Raw genomic sequence first — 16,979 nt, forward strand, 5'->3', positions numbered from 1 at the left:
TTACAATACTAGAATTACAAGATATGCTTTCATGCAGAGAAATCTTTGGATGTTTTGTAATTTGCAAGTCTCTTTAAACTAACGCTTTCAGTAAAGCCTGAAGTTTCAGTTGCACCTCTGCAAACTCCTTATCAGGATCAGAACCAGCTACGATACCAGCACCAGCATACAATCTCGCGCGATCGCCATCAATCAATGCTGAACGAATTCCCACAATAAACTCGCAGTTTCCCTCAGAGTCTATCCAACCCAGAGGCGCAGCATATAAACCCCTTTCAAAGTTTTCATAACGCCGAATTTCCGCACAGGCCACATCTCGTGATGCACCCGCAACGGCTGGTGTAGGATGCAATTGTCCAACAATCTTTAATGGATGTATGTTAGCGGGAACCATAGCACTTATTGGTGTCCATAAATGCTGGATATTCGATAATTGTCGCAGCCGTGGTGCTAATATTTGGGGTAACAAACCTAGCTGGCATAGGCGTTGTGTAATAAAATCAAGTACTAGCGAATGTTCGTGCTTTTCTTTTTCACTATTGAGTAAGCGATTAGCATTAGCTGCATCTTCAGCAGGGGTTTTACCTCGCGGTGCAGAACCAGCCAAAGCATCCGTAATTAACTGTTGATTATTAATACTAATTAATCTTTCTGGACTTGCACCAATAAAGTTTTGACCTTTGCCATTACTTGTAGAAAAAATATAACAGTTAGGATGTATTTGCCTAAGATTATTTAAGGATTTAACTAAGTCAAACTTGTTGCTTGACTTGACATCTAATATATCTGCTAAGACAATTTTACTTAAATGGCTAGACCGAATTTTTTCCAAAACAGATGCTACTGAACGTTTAAACTGAGTAGCATTCGTGACAGATTTTTTGTAGAAGTTTGCCTGAAAATAATCAATATTAGGAGAATAATATTCTAAAGATTGGATAAAATCAATTTTATGTTGCAAATTTTCCAACAACCTTTGAATATTTGCATCTTCATTGATAATTATATTTGTTACTAATATACAACGCTGATTTTTCACAGCTACTTGCCAACGTGGAAGAAAGATGGTAGCGGATGGAAATGGATAATCTACCTGGGTATTTTTATCAAAAAAACTGAAATAACAAAAAAAGTGAGGCCCAGAAAAAGGTTGATTAGTGTTACCAAAATTAATTACATTTTTTAGACAAGATTTGATAAAATGTTCAGCTTGAGTAAAACGCTCTGCACCATCAATCTGTAATTTTGCTACAGAATCAATTGCTGCGATCGCTTCTCCTTTACCTTTATCCTCAAAGTAAAAATTTATTTCATTTGCTTGTGTAAGTTTATCCAATACAAGTAAAGGGTCAACTAAATCGATCTCCTGAGAGATACTGACAATTTGCCTGCAATTATTTTTGACGCACTTTTCTTGCACTGCTACCAAAAATTGATATAAATCTTTGTGCTCTACAAAGAGGTTGCTACGACATGGTGAAACTGTCATGGATCTATAGTAAATTTTTTTTAAGTTAACTTCCTAAAGTGTAATTAATCGTGGTCGTATTTCTACAGGTAACATATTAAGTTGTCATTTCACCAGCGTAGGATTTGCCTTGTTTGTGGTGTTCCTAGACCCTGACAAGCCATTTCCAGCCTTGAGCTGCAACGTAAGCGAGGGTGGAGTGTTAACAACACAAGGTTAACGAGCCACAGTAAAAGTGACAGTTGTTTTTAGCTCATGAATATCTAGCGTCTCTTTAAATTATAAAATCTCAAGTGTGAGTAATATTCCGGCAATTTAATTAATCACGACTGATGACTACCAAGCAGATTTTATATCCCAACTCTAAGTTATGGATGGCAGCGATTAAACCGCCAATGTACAGCGTTGCCATTATGCCCATTTGGGTAGGAACAGCAGTAGCATTTGCCGAAACTAAAATTTTTAATGGTGCAGTATTCTCTACTTTTGTAGCTGCTGCAATCTTAATTCTTGCCTGGGAAAATATCAGCAATGATGTCTTTGATTCCGAAACAGGGATTGATCAAAATAAGCATCATTCTTTGGTGAACTTAACAGGCAATAAGCTATTAATATTTTGGTTAGGAAATTTGTGTTTAAGTTTGGGGTTGCTGGGCATACTAGCGATCGCATTTTGGCAACAAGACCTAACTGTTATCGCCATCATTCTAGTATGCTGTGGTTTGGGCTATATGTACCAAGGGCCTCCCTTCCGCTTAGGATATCGGGGTTTAGGCGAGATTCTTTGCTTTTTTGCCTTTGGTCCCTTAGCAGTGGAAGCAGCTTACTACAGCCAGACTCAAACTTGGTCAATGACAAGTTTAGCAGCCTCAGTCATTGTCGGGATTGCCACAACCTTAGTTTTGTTTTGCTCACATTTTCACCAAGTTAAAGATGACATAGCCGCAGGTAAGCGATCGCCTATTGTCCGTCTAGGAACAGCAAAAGGTGCCCAACTCCTAGTTTGGTTTACTGGTAGCATTTATCCCCTCACCTTGCTATTTGTACTATTGGGAATTTCTCCAGTTTGGACGTTACTGAGTTGGGTAAGTTTACCCTTTGCTGTCAAATTATGCCGCCACGTTCAAGAAAATCACAACCAGCCGGACAAAGTTAGTAACTGTAAATTCATCGCCGTAGCCGTGCATTTTTGGGCTTGCTTGCTGTTCGGACTGGGATTTATGCTTTAGCAATTATTAATTGATGCGTTATCAATTTAAATTTCGTCCATATCAGCGAAAGTTTTTGCGATCGCTTACCACCAATCATGGTAAGTGGGATATTCGTGAAGGTATTATTCTTCGTCTCACCGATGAATCAGGTAAACTCGGTTGGGGAGAAATTGCCCCCATTAGCTGGTTCGGTTCCGAAACCCTAGAACAAGCCTTAGATTTTTGTCGCCAACTCCCAGTGGAAATCACAGATGAGATAATTTTCTCCATCCCAGATGAGTTACCTGCTTGTCAATTTGGCTTTGAGTCAGCGCAAGAGTGGGGAAGTGAATTCTTGTCCATGCCCCATGCCCAATCTTTTAGTGCCTTACTAGCAGCAGGGGAAGCGGCTGTGAATCAATGGGAAACTTTATGGCAGAAGGGATATCGCACGTTTAAGTGGAAAATTGGTGTGTATGCGATCGCTCATGAACTAGAAATTTTTGAGTCATTAATACAGACATTACCAGCCTTTACCAAACTGCGATTAGATGCCAACGGTGGACTCACCTATGAAGAAGCAAACTTATGGCTGCGGACTTGCGACAATCTCAAGGCAAATGCAGAACTACCCATAGAAATTGAATTTATCGAACAACCGTTACCCGTTGAGCAATTTCAGCAGATGTTGGAATTGAGTACGAGTTATGAAACTGCGATCGCTTTAGATGAATCTGTTGCCACACTTGGGCAACTTGCTGCTTGTTATCAACAAGGCTGGCGAGGGATTTTTGTGATTAAACCTGGAATAGTCGGATCACCATCTCGTCTGAGAAAGTTTTGCCACCAGCATCAAATTGATACTGTATTTTCATCAGTATTTGAAACTGCGATCGCTAGACTTGCAGCACTCAAGCTAGCAGCCGAATTATCCCAAAACAACAGAGCAATTGGTTTTGGCATCGACCATTTTTTTGAACAAGAAGAAACGTGGTTTCAAAGTTTATGGAACAACCTTTAGACTGTCTAAATAACCTATCTCAGGATGATTGGCTTATTGGTCATGACAGCCGTAAATTTAATCAAATAGCTCAAGAATTATATTTAGAACTAACACAATTATCAGCGCGTGGAACCCCACCAAAAATCATATTAGCTGAACGTGAACCATTACGATTTTTAGCAAGTTTTATTGCTGCTTGTGCAGCTAATTGTCCAGTTTTTCTTTGTAATCCCGACTGGGGAACACAAGAATGGCAACAAGTCTTTGATTTAGTACAACCAGATATTATTTTGGGAATGGGGCATGGGGCATGGGGCATAGGGAATGGGAATAATAATATCCAATGCCTAATTCCCAATAGCATCATGATTGCCACAGGTGGTTCATCAGGACAAATTAAATTTGCCATCCACACCTGGGAAACTCTCACAGCATCAGTACAAGGATTTACAGAATACTTTCAACTAAAGCAAGTAAATTCTTTTTGCATATTGCCGTTATATCACGTTAGCGGTTTAATGCAATTTATGCGCTCATTCACTACCGCAGGTAAACTAGCTATTCAACCATTTAAAGCTGTAGAATCAGGTCAAATATTAAATATTAAACAATCAGAATTTTTCACATCTTTAGTACCAACGCAGTTACAACGTCTTCTGCAAAATCCAGAATTAACTGAATGGCTATCCCAATTTAATACTGTACTTTTGGGAGGTGCGCCAGCATGGAACGAACTACTAGAAAAAGCCAGATTTCACCACGTCAGGTTAGCACCTACCTATGGTATGACAGAAACCGCCTCTCAAATTGCTACCCTCAAACCGGATGATTTTCTGAGTGGTAAAATTAGCAGTGGTCAAATTCTTCCCCATGCGAAAGTAACTATTTGCAATCAGCAAGGCGAAATTTTAAATTCCAATCAAATCGGAAATATTACCATTCATGCTAAATCTTTAGCCCTTGGTTACTATCCGATAACCAGAGAAGATCAAACTGATTTCCAAGTAGATGATTTAGGCTTTTTAGACGATCAAGGACATTTAAATATAGTCGGACGTAACAGCGATAAAATTATAACAGGTGGGGAAAATATTTACCCAGCAGAGATTGAATCAGCTATACAAGCAACTCAAATGGTTGCCGATATTTGTGTCATCGGCATCCCAGATAAACATTGGGGACAAGCCTTAACAGCGATTTACATTCCCAAACAACCAAATACCTCTGCCTTAAAAATCCAAACCCTACTCAAAGACAAACTCAGCAAATTTAAAATTCCAAAATATTGGATTCCCCAGCAAAACTTACCCCGTAACTCTCAAGGTAAGATTAACCGCCAAAAGTTACAAGAAATAGCCACAGAATTTCTCCAAAATCCCATCACATAATCTCTCTCGACTTTCTTCTCTCTGCGCCCTCAGCGTCTCTGCGGTTAGTTTCCAACCATTCGACTATCTCTTCGGATAATTCCTGCTTACTTCTACTACTTACATCAATACAAACATGACGAGTAATAGCCTTAGCAACTACCACCTCACCCACTGTAATTTCGTAAGTAATTTCAAACTTATCAACACCTATTTTTTGCGGAATTAAACTAATCAACAACTTGTCCCCAACAAACATAGGGCGCAAAAAATCAACACTAGCATGAACAATGGGAAACCCCACAGACGGATTAGTAAAAAAATCTTTGAGATTAATACTTGATGCTTCTAAAGATTCTTCATAAGCTTCATGGCAAATACCCAAAACATTAGCAAAATAAACTACCCCAGCAGCATCAGTATCTTGAAAGCGAACCGTGCGTTTATAAGTAAAAGGCATTTTTGACAATTGAATATTAAAAAACAGCAGGTTTATTCCCTGCTTTACAAACTAATTTTATTGCAACTCAGATAAGTCAGTGATAAAAATTTAATTTCCCCAATTCTGAGTTTGTATCGATTTGTTTAGCCTCATTCAATGCTTTGGGGTTAAATATATGGTGAGGAAAGGCGATCGCTTCTACATCGACTCCAACGCCGGAACCTCGAAGTCATTAAACGAGCAAACATTGTAAGACGAAGCGGCTAAAGCCTTCACCAGCTTGCCGTCGAGAGTCAGCAAAGTAGCACCTACCTGCTGTGAAAGTGCAACATAAGAAGCATCGTAGGCAGAAGTTCCATAACTCAAGCTTATAGTAACTGCATCCGCCATCAAGTCAGATGTCGAGACAACACGTAACGGAAAAGCTTTGAGGGTGGCTAAATCTGTCTGAACCTCAGCAGCAGTGTACATCCTTGCACGGACGTACTTCAATAAAGCGTTAGCACACTCAATGTAAAAGAGGTCTGGAACAAATATTTCCGTCTGTGGATTGGCAAAATGGTCGAAAAGTTGGTTAACTTTGGCAGTTAGTGGATCAGCAATAAAATACTTGATACACACACTGGTATCTAACACGCATCTTAGAGGGGTGGTCATCTGTCGCGGTCTTCTCGAATCATTTCAGTACTATCAGGTAATCCGAAGTCTGCTGGATTCACACGGCGGTGCTGGCGACTTTCTTCTAGGACTTTAAGTACATTCTGGCGTTTCTGGTCTTCTATTTGCTGTGCTTCAGTTTTTAAAGCTTGTTCTAACAGAGTTATAACTTGGGCATTAATGGAACGGTGTTCAGATGCCGCTAACTCTTGCAGCTTGGCATACAAATCATCAGGTAAATTTCTTACATAAAGGGTAGCCATTGCTTTACCTCAAAGTAGAATTTATCTTTATGCTAGCACGATGCAAGCATAAGGCGGGAGTGGGGCGATCGCTTTTACTGTACCCACTAAGAAGAGCCATCATCTGTTACAGTTTCCAATAAAATAATGATACACTGCTTCATAGCTTATACATACACTGATATATAGTCATATCAGTAAAAAGTTAAATAGGCTGTCTATAGCTGAATTTAAAAATGCGTTTTACGAGGTAACTATTAGAATACATGGATGACATATTTTTGAAGCAAGCTGATTTTGAAAGAATTTTTTCATCTCACTTAAAAATTAGGGTTCTTCCGGTGCTTTTATGGTGGTTACTAAAATTTAGTAACCACCATAAAAGCACCGGAAGAACCCCAATTGGAAACATTAAGAACAACAAAGCCAGATCCCCAAAGAGTAACTATTGACGATTTTCTGTCAAGAATAAGGAAGAAAAGACTACTTCTACGCCCACCTTACCAACGCTCAGAAGTTATTAGTATTCCAAAAGCATCTGCTTTAATAGAGAGTATTTTGCTTGGCATACAGCTACCACCAATATTTATCTTTAGTCGAAGTGATGGAGTATGGGAAGTTATTGATGGACAGCAAAGACTACTTTCAATTCTTGCATTTACCGGAGGATCTTATATTGATGAATAAGGCAATGAACAAAAATCAAAAAATGATAAGTTTCCGTTGAGGCAATTAAGAATACTTAAAGATTTAGAAAAATGTAAATTTGATACCTTTGACGTAAATCTGCAAGATAGAATTTATGATTTCCCACTCCTAGTCGTAGAAATTGAAGAGAGGATTAACAGTCAATTTCAACCTGTGGATTTATTTATTAGACTTAATAATAAACCATTCCCAATCTTAGAAAATTCCTTTGAAATGTGGAATGCTTGGGTCAAGAAGGACTTAATTGATGATATCAAAAAGAACGCTGGAAAGCATAAAAACTGGTTCTATATTACTATCGCGCGCAATAAAAATGATTATGGCGATAGAATGCAAAATGAAGAATTATATACATTATTAGTTTATCTAGACTACCATAAGACAAGCGGTAAAGGTAAGTCCACTGGTGTACTTAATATACATATCAAAAATAATTCTGTAAATGCGAGAATTAAAGATAAGAGAGATGTGACAAAATTACTTCATAGTGCATCTACGAATGTAGACTCTTTGCGTTCATTTCGAGAAAGTATTAAACATGTAGAAAGTTTTATCAAAAACCTAAGATTGATTCTCCTTGACAAAGATATTGATGATGGTGATGTTAATGATTTTTTGAGAGAGGAGTTAAATTCTATCTTTGATGCTGGCAGAAATTTACCCGTTCTTGTCAGAATATTTCAGGACTTCTACATGCTTTGGCACATTTTATCTGACTTGAATTACGAAATGGCTAAGTTTCATAGAGAGGAAATAAAAAAGAGATTAAAAGAGCTTTTTCTCTATATGAAAAAACCTAGTAATGCTGATTTAGATATAATTATGAAAGGCTTTAATGAAAGGCTAGAAATTATCAAAAGTGATTTTAAGAGAGAGGATAGAAGACTTCGTTTGACAGAGGAAGAAAAAATGTTATTGATTAAGAGTCAGGGAAATAAGTGTGCCTTGACAGGTGCAGGAATATACTATGGCGATGATTTACACTATGATCATATCAAACCATTAGCAGTTGGTGGTTCTGACACTATTGATAATATTCAGGCAACTCATCCAGATGCAAATAGAAAGAAGGGTGCTTATTTCTCTTCTGATTCAATATAATGCATATCTACATAATGCATCTCTACGAATTTGTTGGTGTATTACTGTTTGATTACACTAAATTCCAAGCCAATTTGCCATCATAAAATTGTTTTTGCGGCCTTAGGAACTACCCACCTTGGGAAAATTTAAGGCTTACTGACCCATTACAAAGCCTTATTAACCAGGACTTACTATGTATGTTTTGTAATGGTTTTGAGATGAACTCAAATTTGATAAAGAAATCAAAGCCACTTCACAGTAAATAATAGCCAAAAATACTCAATCAACTTTCATCTCAAAAAACCTAATAGTTGATTTACTCAAAAACACTTGTAAAATCTAATTTTTGTTCAACGGAGAGGGGGAGATTCGAACTCCCGGAGGTTTTAGCCTCATCCGATTTCAAGTCGGACGCAATCGACCACTCTGCCACCTCTCCAGTAAATCTGTCAAACTTGTGCTTATCCTAGTTTCAGACGCTATTCGGGCGCTTTTGTTGGTTAGCACTAAACTTGACAGATAATACTATACCCTATTATCTACGCAGATTGCACTACTGGATGCGAATGTCTACGACACAATACGCGATCGCTCGTACAAAATTTCCTCTGAAGCCACCTGAAAGTCATTCCCCACCCAAACTAGGGAAACTTGCGAAACCACACCCGCCTCTAGGGTGACAATGGAAAAGTTACGCAACTTCTCGCTGTCATTTTCCACAATCCTGGGGACACTAGCCGCATTTAAGTAAATTGTCCCCTCTGGACTTCTAAAGATGGGTTTGCGCTGCACCTTCTTGGTATGGCGTAAATCTCGGTGCATGTGACCAAATGTCACCAGAGGAATGGTTTTACCAGCAGTCAAGGCATGAGAAATCGCCTCCCCAAAATCTGGATCGCCAAAGTCGCCGCCAATTGGGTGCCAGTCTTTGCCGCAGGGGTCTTCGGGGCGATCGCCTAACCCACTAGGCCCATTGTGACCCAAAAATATAATTGTCTCGTAAGCGGCGCTTTTGATCGCTTTCACGATGCGATCGGCGGATTCTTCCAAACTCGTCACACCGTAACGTTCTTGACAGATTTCCGCGAATTTCCACTCTGGGCCACCCCAAGTAAAGGGACGACCCCCCACTACAGTTAAATTCCAAGCGGGAAAATCCAACTTACCGTAACCGACATGGGACGGGCCTAATAAATCGAGTTGTTCCTGTACCCAGTCTTCCTTAGAGCGGTCATAAGGAGCCTTTTTGCGTCCCCATTCGGTGGCAGTGTACCAAGCATCGTGGTTGCCCATTACGGCTGCTTTGGGAATATCGAGAGATGCGATCGCTCTGACCACTTCCACCGACTCGTTGCCAAAATCCCCGACAAACAGCGCTAAGTCAACACCCAGATGCTTGAGTGCAATACCATCTTCCACTTCCCATTGGTCGTGAACATCTCCAATTACAGCAATTTTGAGGGTTATCGATTGAGTTTTCTGACTGGTCATGCCACTTTCCTTGCCGTCTATCTCCAGGATATGAAACTCAGCCCGATTTGGACACAACCCCAAAATATCAACCGTCCACTATTTTTGGTAAAAACTACTATAATTGATTCCACAGGACATAAATTTGCAATTTAAAGCACCCCTAAACTGTGTTTACTACTGCACTAGCTCAACGAGAAAAAACCCAACCGGGTGAACTACCACTAGATTTATTTGCCGCCATTGAGAGTCTCAAAAAAGAACTCAACGCAGTTATCCTGGCGCATTATTATCAAGAGCCAGATATTCAGGATATTGCCGACTTTATTGGGGATTCATTACAACTAGCAAGAGCCGCCGAAAAAACCAATGCGGATGTGATCGTCTTTGCTGGTGTTCACTTCATGGCAGAAACAGCAAAGATACTTAATCCCGATAAATTAGTACTTTTACCAGATTTGAATGCTGGTTGTTCTTTAGCAGACAGTTGTCCACCAGAGGCGTTTGCAGCTTTTAAAGCAGCGCATCCAGATCATTTGGTGGTGTCTTACATCAACTGTTCTGCTGATATCAAAGCGATGAGCGATATTATTTGCACCAGTTCCAACGCCGTGAAAATTGTGCAGCAGATACCAAAAGAACAGCCGATTATTTTTGCCCCAGATCGGAATTTGGGGCGGTATGTGATGGAACAGACTGGACGAGATTTGGTGCTATGGCAAGGTAGCTGTATTGTCCATGAAACCTTTTCGGAAAAGAAAATTGTCCAGTTAAAAATTGCCCATCCTGAAGCAGAGGCGATCGCACACCCAGAATGTGAAAGTAGTGTATTGCGCCACGCCAGCTTTATTGGCTCCACAGCTGCTTTACTCAAGTATTGTCAAAACAGCCCCACCAAGGAATTTATCGTTGCTACGGAGCCGGGAATTATTCACCAAATGCAAAAACTAGCTCCTGAAAAGCACTTCATCCCTGCACCGCCGATAAATAACTGTGCTTGTAACGAATGTCCGTTTATGCGGTTAAACACCCTAGAAAAGCTTTACTGGGCAATGAAAAATCGTACTCCCGAAATTACCATGTCAGAGGATATTCGGCTGGCTGCACTTCGACCAATGCAACGAATGCTGGAAATGAGCGTGTAACCAGTATTTTTTATCCAGATGGTAGAGACGCAATTTTGTTGCGATCTCTACCCAAAAGTTATTTTTCCTAACCACTTGCAATTTCTAAAACATGGTGCTAAGATTTTAAATCGTGAGACAAATCGGGTCGGTGTCCGAGTGGTTAATGGAGACGGACTGTAAATCCGTTGGCTTGCGCCTACGCTGGTTCAAATCCAGCCCGGCCCACCACTTACGAAGTTATAAGTTATAATGTCTGGGTTAAGAGCAAAGCTCCCAGCATTATAACTTACAACTAAAAAACCAAAGTTATATTTTGCCCGTGTGGCTCAGTGGTAGAGCACACCCTTGGTAAGGGTGAGGTCACGAGTTCAATCCTCGTCACGGGCTTTTTTCAGAGACATTTACCAGTCCTAAACCACTCTAGCTTGTCCTAAATATGTCTTAAGCATAGGACAGTCTAGGAATGTTAGCCATATATATGGCAAATCTTTAACTCAACGTAGGGGGTCTGCAAAACTGCCAAGAGATTTTTCTAGTAGTCCTTTTGGTTTACTGGCTCCTTTGTTTACTCTGATTTGGCTATTAGGGCCGAAGTAAAAGCCAGTAATAGGACTTTAGTTACTGGATATCCTCTCCGCCATCATCGCGGAATCCGCCATTTTCTCCGCCATCATTCCGCCATTGGTTCAAATCCGCTTCTGGTATCCCCATTTTTGCCTCAAGGCTACATAGATTAACCGATACCTCAATATGCGGATCAGGCTGTTCATTAGTCAGTCGGAACTTTAGAAGCCCAGAGGCAGTTTCAGCCATCTCTCGGAGTACCCTAGCAGTCCTTAAATCGCCTGTAAGCGTATACTGATCATTCAGGCTACTAACAGCATCTAGGGTGGTCTTTAGCAGCGATCGCAACATTTGACTATCAGTTGCATCCGGGGAATAAATAGGGGCTTCAGGGTTACTAGGGGCAGCCTGGGGAACCGACTTATCCTTGTAGTTATATATTTGCCGAGGGTTCACCCTAAAACCCTGATTAGATAACCACCTACATATAGATGGGGCTGGGATTCCTCTGGCAAGCTGATTGTCTACAACCTCCCTAATATCCTCCGGTAGCCCCTTGACTACACAGGGTTTATTGTTCGCCATCAACGCGCTCCTTAATCATGTCTATAAGGCACTGAAGCCCATCTTGAAACTCAGAGGGGTCTAAGGATAATAGATACTCTTGGACTAGCCCTTGAACTGCCTGCGTATCCCTGGACTTCTGTAGCATCTCAATACCTTCCCGGACTAGCTCAGATGAACTCTGACCACTTCTTAGGCTTTCCTTTTCCAACCACTGAAGAGTAGATTCCTTCATCCTGACCGCTAACTGTTTATTCTGAATCTTCTGTTTCATACCGGGTATCCCAAATGCATTGCTTATTAATAAACAGTCAATATTTTATTTACCCACTATGTACTCGCTAAACTGGTAGGTTTACAGTAGATTAAATAGGCTATGACATTAAACCGATTAGTGACTAAGCATCTGAGGTGATCGCTAGAACATTAGGGGTAATATTAGTCAGCCGAGGACACCAAATAGAGGCAAACAGGGTTAACCCTTGGGTATCCTGGGGGCATCCCGACGCGCACAGTAGGATAAAATATTTCCCAGTTAAAAACCCCCAGAGGTTCCGGGGGCTTTGTTGTATTTACTGGATTTCAAGGGAGTTTACTATTGCTTCAGTAGAGGATGCCGGGGTTACTTGGGTTTTCTTATGGCGCTTCAGTATTGGCTTTCTGGTTCCCTGCGATCGCTTCAGTAGGACTATTAGCAACCTTTGCTTCTGTTCGGGGGTCAGGTCTTTGAATATAGCTTTTTGCTTAGGGTTAAAGGCTTTGATAATATCCAGGGCTTTGTTATTCATCTTAGGGTTGTCTTTTTTGTATGCTGTTGTAGACACTTAGTCAACCCTGAGTATGACAATGATGGGAAAATATTTCCTGGGGGTTTTTAGTCCTCGCAGTAGTCATCATCATAATCGGACTCTCATTTATTTAATGCCTAATCTAAATCCTCAGTTGGACATATCTGTTGCAGTATTTCCAGCCTTGGCGCGTCATTGGCTTCCTGATACTGTAAAGTGTTACCATCAGTCTTTACTATCCAACCTTGGCGCTTACAATCGGTCATCGCAGAGTATCTAGTACCCCACTGGTCATACTGAAAACCTATACCGAAAAGGGTAGGCTCATTAACTGCTACCAACTTAGGGGACATCAGAGGGATTATGTGGTAAGTGGATAGCCCAGCGATCGTAAGTAAACCTAAAGCAGTATTCTTTTTCATATAAGTATTAAAAAGCCCCGGAGGGCTTAAGGGTGCTTATTAGTACTAATGTAGCCTTATTGTCCGGTTAAGTCGCGCCATAGGGATATCCATTAGTCCTTCGATAACTTAAGCCCCCCGTGTGGTTATCTTAGGGATACCGGAGGGGCTAGGCGGTTACTGGCGATCGCCGGGTTGCTTCCGGTTACATCCCGGTTACATCCCGGTTATGTTATTATGTAACCGCTAGAAGGCTTATTGGTTATAGGTTACAGCCTCTCGGTTACATAGTTACATCAAAATCCAGAATATTATTTACTAGGGGTTGTTTAGTAGTTTACTTTTAGAGAATATTATGTAACTATGTAACCTAGTGGTTAGAAGCTATGCCCTATATAAATCCTGGCGGTTACATAATCCTAAAAATAATGTAACCCGATGTAACCTAATAATGTAACCAATACCCTGGAAGCCATACCCCATAAGCACTATAAAGGTTACACCAGCTAAACCGCCGATGTAACCAAGGGTTATTTATTTAGTTGTTAGTTGCCTACGCATGACCTCTGGCTTTCTTCCTGTCTTCTATGTTGGCATCATCCGAGGATTGCCAGCCATCCAGCTTGTCTGACCAGTAAACCCACCCACCATCTACAAACTTAGCCATTCTGGGTTTCTCAGCAGTCTTTAAGGTATAAACCCGCTCTGTCTTGCCATTAACTTTGACGGCTCTTTGATCATACCCTAGCTGCTTAAGGCTGTTGATAACTGCGGTTTTATTCTTCCCTTGGTTATCCGCATGAGTCCCCATAGCTGACTGGATGTCTACCACCTTAAATGCGATCTCTCTACTGCCATCTTTAGTAGCTACTTCCAGTACTCGGCCTAGCTGTTCCACCCAGCTACCCTCTACCATGTAGTCTCTATTTCTGACCTCTGATGCTACTTGGCTGCTGTCTGATAAATCGGTAGGATGTCCCTCAAACATGAGCTTATGATAAGCAGTTGCCCACAGTTGGTCTACATTGGCGGTTAACCAATCTAGCGGTAACTTCCAGCCATCTTCCATGTCTACTACCCAGAAGCGCTTGTTACCTGTGGTATCAACCAGGAACTTAGACTCATTGGTTGTACCAATAAATAAAGTTACCCGCTCGGTTACAGATGCCTCATCCGCCTCTTTAAACTTCTGAATGTATGTATCCTTTCTGGTGCTGAGTAAGCTTTTAAGCACACTGGCTTCTTTACCCTTGAATAAGCGATCGCACTCGGATAGCTCCATAATCCAGGTAAACTTACATAAGCGAATAATATTTTCCTCGGAAGTCCCTGCCCTTAACTCAGTACCCCAATCCTTAGCCAGTATTCTGGAGAAAGCAGATTTCCCAGCATCCTGATCTCCTTTGAGTATTAGCGATCGCTTCATGGGGCAACCTGGGTCTAATGCGCGCTTAACCGCTCCCACTAACCAAGTGGTAATCATTTCATGGGTTAGTTGGTCATCAGTGCCAAACAGTATTTTACCTAAGTTATCCCATTCTGGTAAGGGTCTAAAGTCCTTTTCATAGTAGTGAGAGGGTCTTCCTTTAAGCCCCTTTTCCTTAGCTATTTTTTCTTGTTCTTCAAAGCTTAAATGCCCAATATAAATCCTTTGCTCTGAGAACTCTTTATAAACCCGATATAGGTACTTCTTAACTGGTTGGAACTTCTTATTTTCTAACAGAATATCTAACTGGCGCTCATAAAAACCTCTAGACGCATGGGGGGAAGCCATTTGTAAGGCTTTCTCTAACTTGGCCATAAGTTTACCTCTTGTGGTAGCCGCTCCATCAAAGTGGACAATATCAGCCCAACCATCTAACTCTAACCGCCGACCATAAACAGCCTCAAATACTTGCCAGAATGCAAAGGCTTTCTCTCTGGAGTTCTGAACAAACTTTCTAGCTTCCACTTTGGCTCTGTCCGGGCTACCATCATCTTTGGGGTCTACTGAGCGCGACATATCGCCACCGACACCGACAGATAAGCCAAACAAGTCTATGGAACTTAACCAAGCTAATACCCGCTCACCCCTGGTATCATCATCATCAAATCCGCCGAAGTTTGACTTATTACTTGTATCTGAGTTATAATGAAGCATTAGATAAATCCTTTGGGCACTTAGCCCTGTCTGTTGTTTTCTTTGAAATATTTAGGGTTGGGGGTAACTAGTTAGTAGCTGGTTGCCCCTGTTGTTTTATTGGGTTACTTGAGGTTGCACGGGAAGGCCTAAAGCCGCTAGCCTAATATATTCAGACTGAGAGTAGCCAGCGATCGCGGCAAGCTGTTTAATCTTTGCCACTTCCTGTTCATTAGCCCGGATATTTATCTTTAGGTTTCTAGTCATTTGGGTGTGTTCCTTTTTGTCCCTACTCTTGGATATTGTCATTTCTCAACATCAACCAAAGAATCAGGGTTCTAGCCTCTGACTGTCCTTGAGTTACCCCCTGAAACCTTAAGAGAATCTAAAGAATACTAGATATTTATCTTAAGGAATAAGTACTTATACTTCTGGGCTGGTTATAGGCTCTACTAAACCCAACTTAATCTTTATGTAAGTATTTAGGGATACTCTACTACCAGTCTCAGCCATGTATTGAATGTGGTCATGGGTCAGTATGACATACTGATCATCGTCGAAGCGCAATGGGATAGTTTTTCTATATGTAGTAGCCATTTGATTAACCTCTGATATCTTTGATGTCCTTGATATCATTGTAACATAGCTAACAGTATTTGGCAGTATTTAACTGGTACACAAATGCATAAACTGGCACATGGGTTAACCCTGTTAGAGTAGCTAGGGTTATTTTGGCTGACCCATAAGCCGACTAGCCGCAACTAAAAGGTTCCAATATCGCACCTTTAAGCCCCTAACGCTTACCCTGTCGGTCTTTTGGGCATCATAAGTCAGCTAAGTATTTTGGACATCTAAATGGCTATAACCCTTACCAGCTAAGGATAGCGATGTTTTATCCTTTATAAGTATAAATACTATGGTGATCGCTGGCAATCTTTCAATAGCCTTGCTGTATCCAAAAACCGAGATAATCCGAGCTAACCGGAGATAACCAGAGATAATAGGGGATTCCCATATTGCCTTGCTGCGACCCTACGCGCACAATAAACCCCACCGGGTGTCCAGTAGGGCTATTGATTATTAGGTTAATCAAAGGAGCCTAGAGGCTCCTAATGTGGTTTAGAAACGACCAAGGAAGGCAGATAAGAAAGCAGCATCATCAACAGTGAACTGGGAGATATCAGGGATGCTGACGGGTGTTTTAGCTTCCTGCACTATTCGGCGGATTAGGTTGGCTATTGAGGCAAATCGGTCTGGTAGGAAAGTATCAGCAGCTAGTTTAGTAGAGTCTACAAAAACAAGCTCCAATATTTCATTTACCCATTCAACTGAATCAAAAGGATCATCACCTAAAACCTCTTGAATAGCTTCATAAAGTGCTTGAGTGTTCTGGTAGTTCTGACCTTTCCACAGAAGACCCCCATTACCAAATCTACTAGTAGTTGTCTCAACTCCATAATGGGGATGGTTTAACAAGTTAGCAGCCAAGCGCAAGTATTCATTTTGGGCTTTTTCCAGTCCAAAAAGTTCCACATAGCGGTTTAGGTATACTTCTGATTGCCTACGGGTCAAAGTACCTTGCTTAATCCAGATCCGAATAGCATCTTGGATAACATGAAGCGCATTTAATGAAGACTGACTAGCAAATACTTTTTCATCCCTAATCTTCTTTTCTGCCGCATCAAGTTCCTTTTTTGCCCTTGTTGCCTCGGCGATTAAGTCTTGTGTTTGTTGTCTGATTTGGTCTAAGTAAGACATTTTATTTACCTTTGAAAATATCGGGTTA

General features: G+C 40.9%; 19 protein-coding genes and 3 tRNA genes. 8 read left to right on the forward strand and 14 right to left on the reverse strand.

The features are described 5' to 3' along the window. Window positions 1–73 precede the first annotated feature (73 nt). Window positions 74–1,489, reverse strand: a complete 1,416-nt coding sequence (locus tag F8R90_RS03680; protein ID WP_196509610.1) for an isochorismate synthase — start codon at window positions 1,487–1,489, stop codon at window positions 74–76. 311 nt (window positions 1,490–1,800) lie between these two features. Between F8R90_RS03680 and menA the strand changes: the two genes are divergently transcribed. Genes menA through F8R90_RS03695 form a run of 3 tightly spaced genes read left to right on the forward strand, consistent with a single transcriptional unit; the run spans window position 1,801 to window position 5,049 of the window. Continuing rightward, window positions 1,801–2,697, forward strand: a complete 897-nt coding sequence (menA, locus tag F8R90_RS03685) for a 2-carboxy-1,4-naphthoquinone phytyltransferase (RefSeq protein WP_196509611.1) — start codon at window positions 1,801–1,803, stop codon at window positions 2,695–2,697. A gap of 13 nt (window positions 2,698–2,710) precedes the next feature. Then, window positions 2,711–3,679 carry an o-succinylbenzoate synthase gene (locus F8R90_RS03690; protein WP_196509612.1) on the forward strand — a complete coding sequence of 323 codons (969 nt, stop codon included), beginning with the start codon at window positions 2,711–2,713 and terminating at the stop codon, window positions 3,677–3,679. Further along, window positions 3,664–5,049, forward strand: coding sequence for a 2-succinylbenzoate--CoA ligase (locus tag F8R90_RS03695; RefSeq protein ID WP_196509613.1), 1,386 nt, complete (start codon window positions 3,664–3,666; stop codon window positions 5,047–5,049). The genes F8R90_RS03690 and F8R90_RS03695 overlap by 16 nt, the downstream gene beginning before the upstream one ends. Here the strand turns inward: F8R90_RS03695 and F8R90_RS03700 are convergent. From F8R90_RS03700 to F8R90_RS03710, 3 genes are all read right to left on the reverse strand, one after another. Beyond that, the gene (locus F8R90_RS03700; RefSeq protein ID WP_196509614.1) at window positions 5,042–5,488 is read right to left on the reverse strand and encodes an acyl-CoA thioesterase; all 447 of its coding nucleotides are present in this window, start codon (window positions 5,486–5,488) and stop codon (window positions 5,042–5,044) included. The two genes, F8R90_RS03695 and F8R90_RS03700, sit on opposite strands and share 8 nt — an antisense overlap. 180 nt (window positions 5,489–5,668) lie before the next feature. Further along, window positions 5,669–6,127 carry a type II toxin-antitoxin system VapC family toxin gene (locus F8R90_RS03705; RefSeq protein WP_196509615.1) on the reverse strand — a complete coding sequence of 153 codons (459 nt, stop codon included), beginning with the start codon at window positions 6,125–6,127 and terminating at the stop codon, window positions 5,669–5,671. After that, window positions 6,124–6,390, reverse strand: coding sequence for a FitA-like ribbon-helix-helix domain-containing protein (locus F8R90_RS03710; RefSeq protein WP_196509616.1), 267 nt, complete (start codon window positions 6,388–6,390; stop codon window positions 6,124–6,126). The genes F8R90_RS03705 and F8R90_RS03710 overlap by 4 nt, the downstream gene beginning before the upstream one ends. Before the next feature lie 381 nt (window positions 6,391–6,771). Between F8R90_RS03710 and F8R90_RS03715 the strand changes: the two genes are divergently transcribed. Both F8R90_RS03715 and F8R90_RS03720 read left to right on the forward strand, forming a co-directional pair. Next, on the forward strand, window positions 6,772–7,056 hold the full coding sequence (locus tag F8R90_RS03715; protein ID WP_196509617.1) for a DUF262 domain-containing protein: 285 nt from the start codon (window positions 6,772–6,774) through the stop codon (window positions 7,054–7,056). 36 nt (window positions 7,057–7,092) lie between these two features. Further along, window positions 7,093–8,178, forward strand: a complete 1,086-nt coding sequence (locus tag F8R90_RS03720) for an HNH endonuclease (protein WP_196509618.1) — start codon at window positions 7,093–7,095, stop codon at window positions 8,176–8,178. Window positions 8,179–8,514: 336 nt separating this feature from the next. Here the strand turns inward: F8R90_RS03720 and F8R90_RS03725 are convergent. Further along, window positions 8,515–8,599: transfer RNA gene (locus F8R90_RS03725), tRNA-Ser, on the reverse strand. A gap of 131 nt (window positions 8,600–8,730) precedes the next feature. Continuing rightward, window positions 8,731–9,651, reverse strand: coding sequence for a TIGR04168 family protein (locus F8R90_RS03730; RefSeq protein WP_196509619.1), 921 nt, complete (start codon window positions 9,649–9,651; stop codon window positions 8,731–8,733). Window positions 9,652–9,800: 149 nt separating this feature from the next. Here F8R90_RS03730 and nadA point away from each other — a divergent pair, with 149 nt between their 5' ends. The 3 genes from nadA (at window position 9,801) to F8R90_RS03750 (ending at window position 11,144) form a co-directional block, all read left to right on the forward strand. Further along, on the forward strand, window positions 9,801–10,775 hold the full coding sequence (nadA, locus tag F8R90_RS03740) for a quinolinate synthase NadA (RefSeq protein ID WP_196509621.1): 975 nt from the start codon (window positions 9,801–9,803) through the stop codon (window positions 10,773–10,775). Window positions 10,776–10,899: 124 nt separating this feature from the next. Beyond that, window positions 10,900–10,985: transfer RNA gene (locus tag F8R90_RS03745), tRNA-Tyr, on the forward strand. 87 nt (window positions 10,986–11,072) lie between these two features. Then, window positions 11,073–11,144: transfer RNA gene (locus tag F8R90_RS03750), tRNA-Thr, on the forward strand. 231 nt (window positions 11,145–11,375) lie between these two features. Here F8R90_RS03750 and F8R90_RS03755 read toward each other — a convergent pair. The 8 genes from F8R90_RS03755 to F8R90_RS03790 form a co-directional block, all read right to left on the reverse strand. Then, window positions 11,376–11,906, reverse strand: a complete 531-nt coding sequence (locus F8R90_RS03755) for a hypothetical protein (protein WP_196509622.1) — start codon at window positions 11,904–11,906, stop codon at window positions 11,376–11,378. Continuing rightward, window positions 11,893–12,159 carry a hypothetical protein gene (locus F8R90_RS03760; protein ID WP_196509623.1) on the reverse strand — a complete coding sequence of 89 codons (267 nt, stop codon included), beginning with the start codon at window positions 12,157–12,159 and terminating at the stop codon, window positions 11,893–11,895. Before F8R90_RS03760 ends, F8R90_RS03755 begins: the two co-directional genes overlap by 14 nt. A 298-nt stretch (window positions 12,160–12,457) precedes the next feature. Beyond that, window positions 12,458–12,709: a hypothetical protein gene (locus F8R90_RS03765; protein ID WP_196509624.1), complete on the reverse strand. Its 252-nt coding sequence runs from the start codon at window positions 12,707–12,709 to the stop codon at window positions 12,458–12,460. A 101-nt stretch (window positions 12,710–12,810) separates the two neighbouring features. Continuing rightward, window positions 12,811–13,095: a hypothetical protein gene (locus F8R90_RS03770; protein WP_196509625.1), complete on the reverse strand. Its 285-nt coding sequence runs from the start codon at window positions 13,093–13,095 to the stop codon at window positions 12,811–12,813. Between the two features lie 532 nt (window positions 13,096–13,627). Further along, the gene (locus F8R90_RS03775) at window positions 13,628–15,214 is read right to left on the reverse strand and encodes a VapE domain-containing protein (RefSeq protein ID WP_196509626.1); all 1,587 of its coding nucleotides are present in this window, start codon (window positions 15,212–15,214) and stop codon (window positions 13,628–13,630) included. 96 nt (window positions 15,215–15,310) lie between these two features. After that, window positions 15,311–15,460 (reverse strand): plasmid mobilization protein, encoded by a 150-nt coding sequence (locus F8R90_RS03780; RefSeq protein ID WP_196509627.1) that lies wholly within the window; start codon window positions 15,458–15,460, stop codon window positions 15,311–15,313. Between the two features lie 156 nt (window positions 15,461–15,616). Next, the gene (locus F8R90_RS03785; protein WP_196509628.1) at window positions 15,617–15,790 is read right to left on the reverse strand and encodes a hypothetical protein; all 174 of its coding nucleotides are present in this window, start codon (window positions 15,788–15,790) and stop codon (window positions 15,617–15,619) included. Window positions 15,791–16,312: 522 nt separating this feature from the next. Further along, window positions 16,313–16,951: a hypothetical protein gene (locus F8R90_RS03790; RefSeq protein WP_196509629.1), complete on the reverse strand. Its 639-nt coding sequence runs from the start codon at window positions 16,949–16,951 to the stop codon at window positions 16,313–16,315. Between the last annotated feature and the right edge of the window lie 28 nt (window positions 16,952–16,979).

Source organism: Nostoc sp. NZL, from assembly GCF_015714705.1.
GTDB lineage: Bacteria > Cyanobacteriota > Cyanobacteriia > Cyanobacteriales > Nostocaceae > Nostoc > Nostoc foliaceum_A.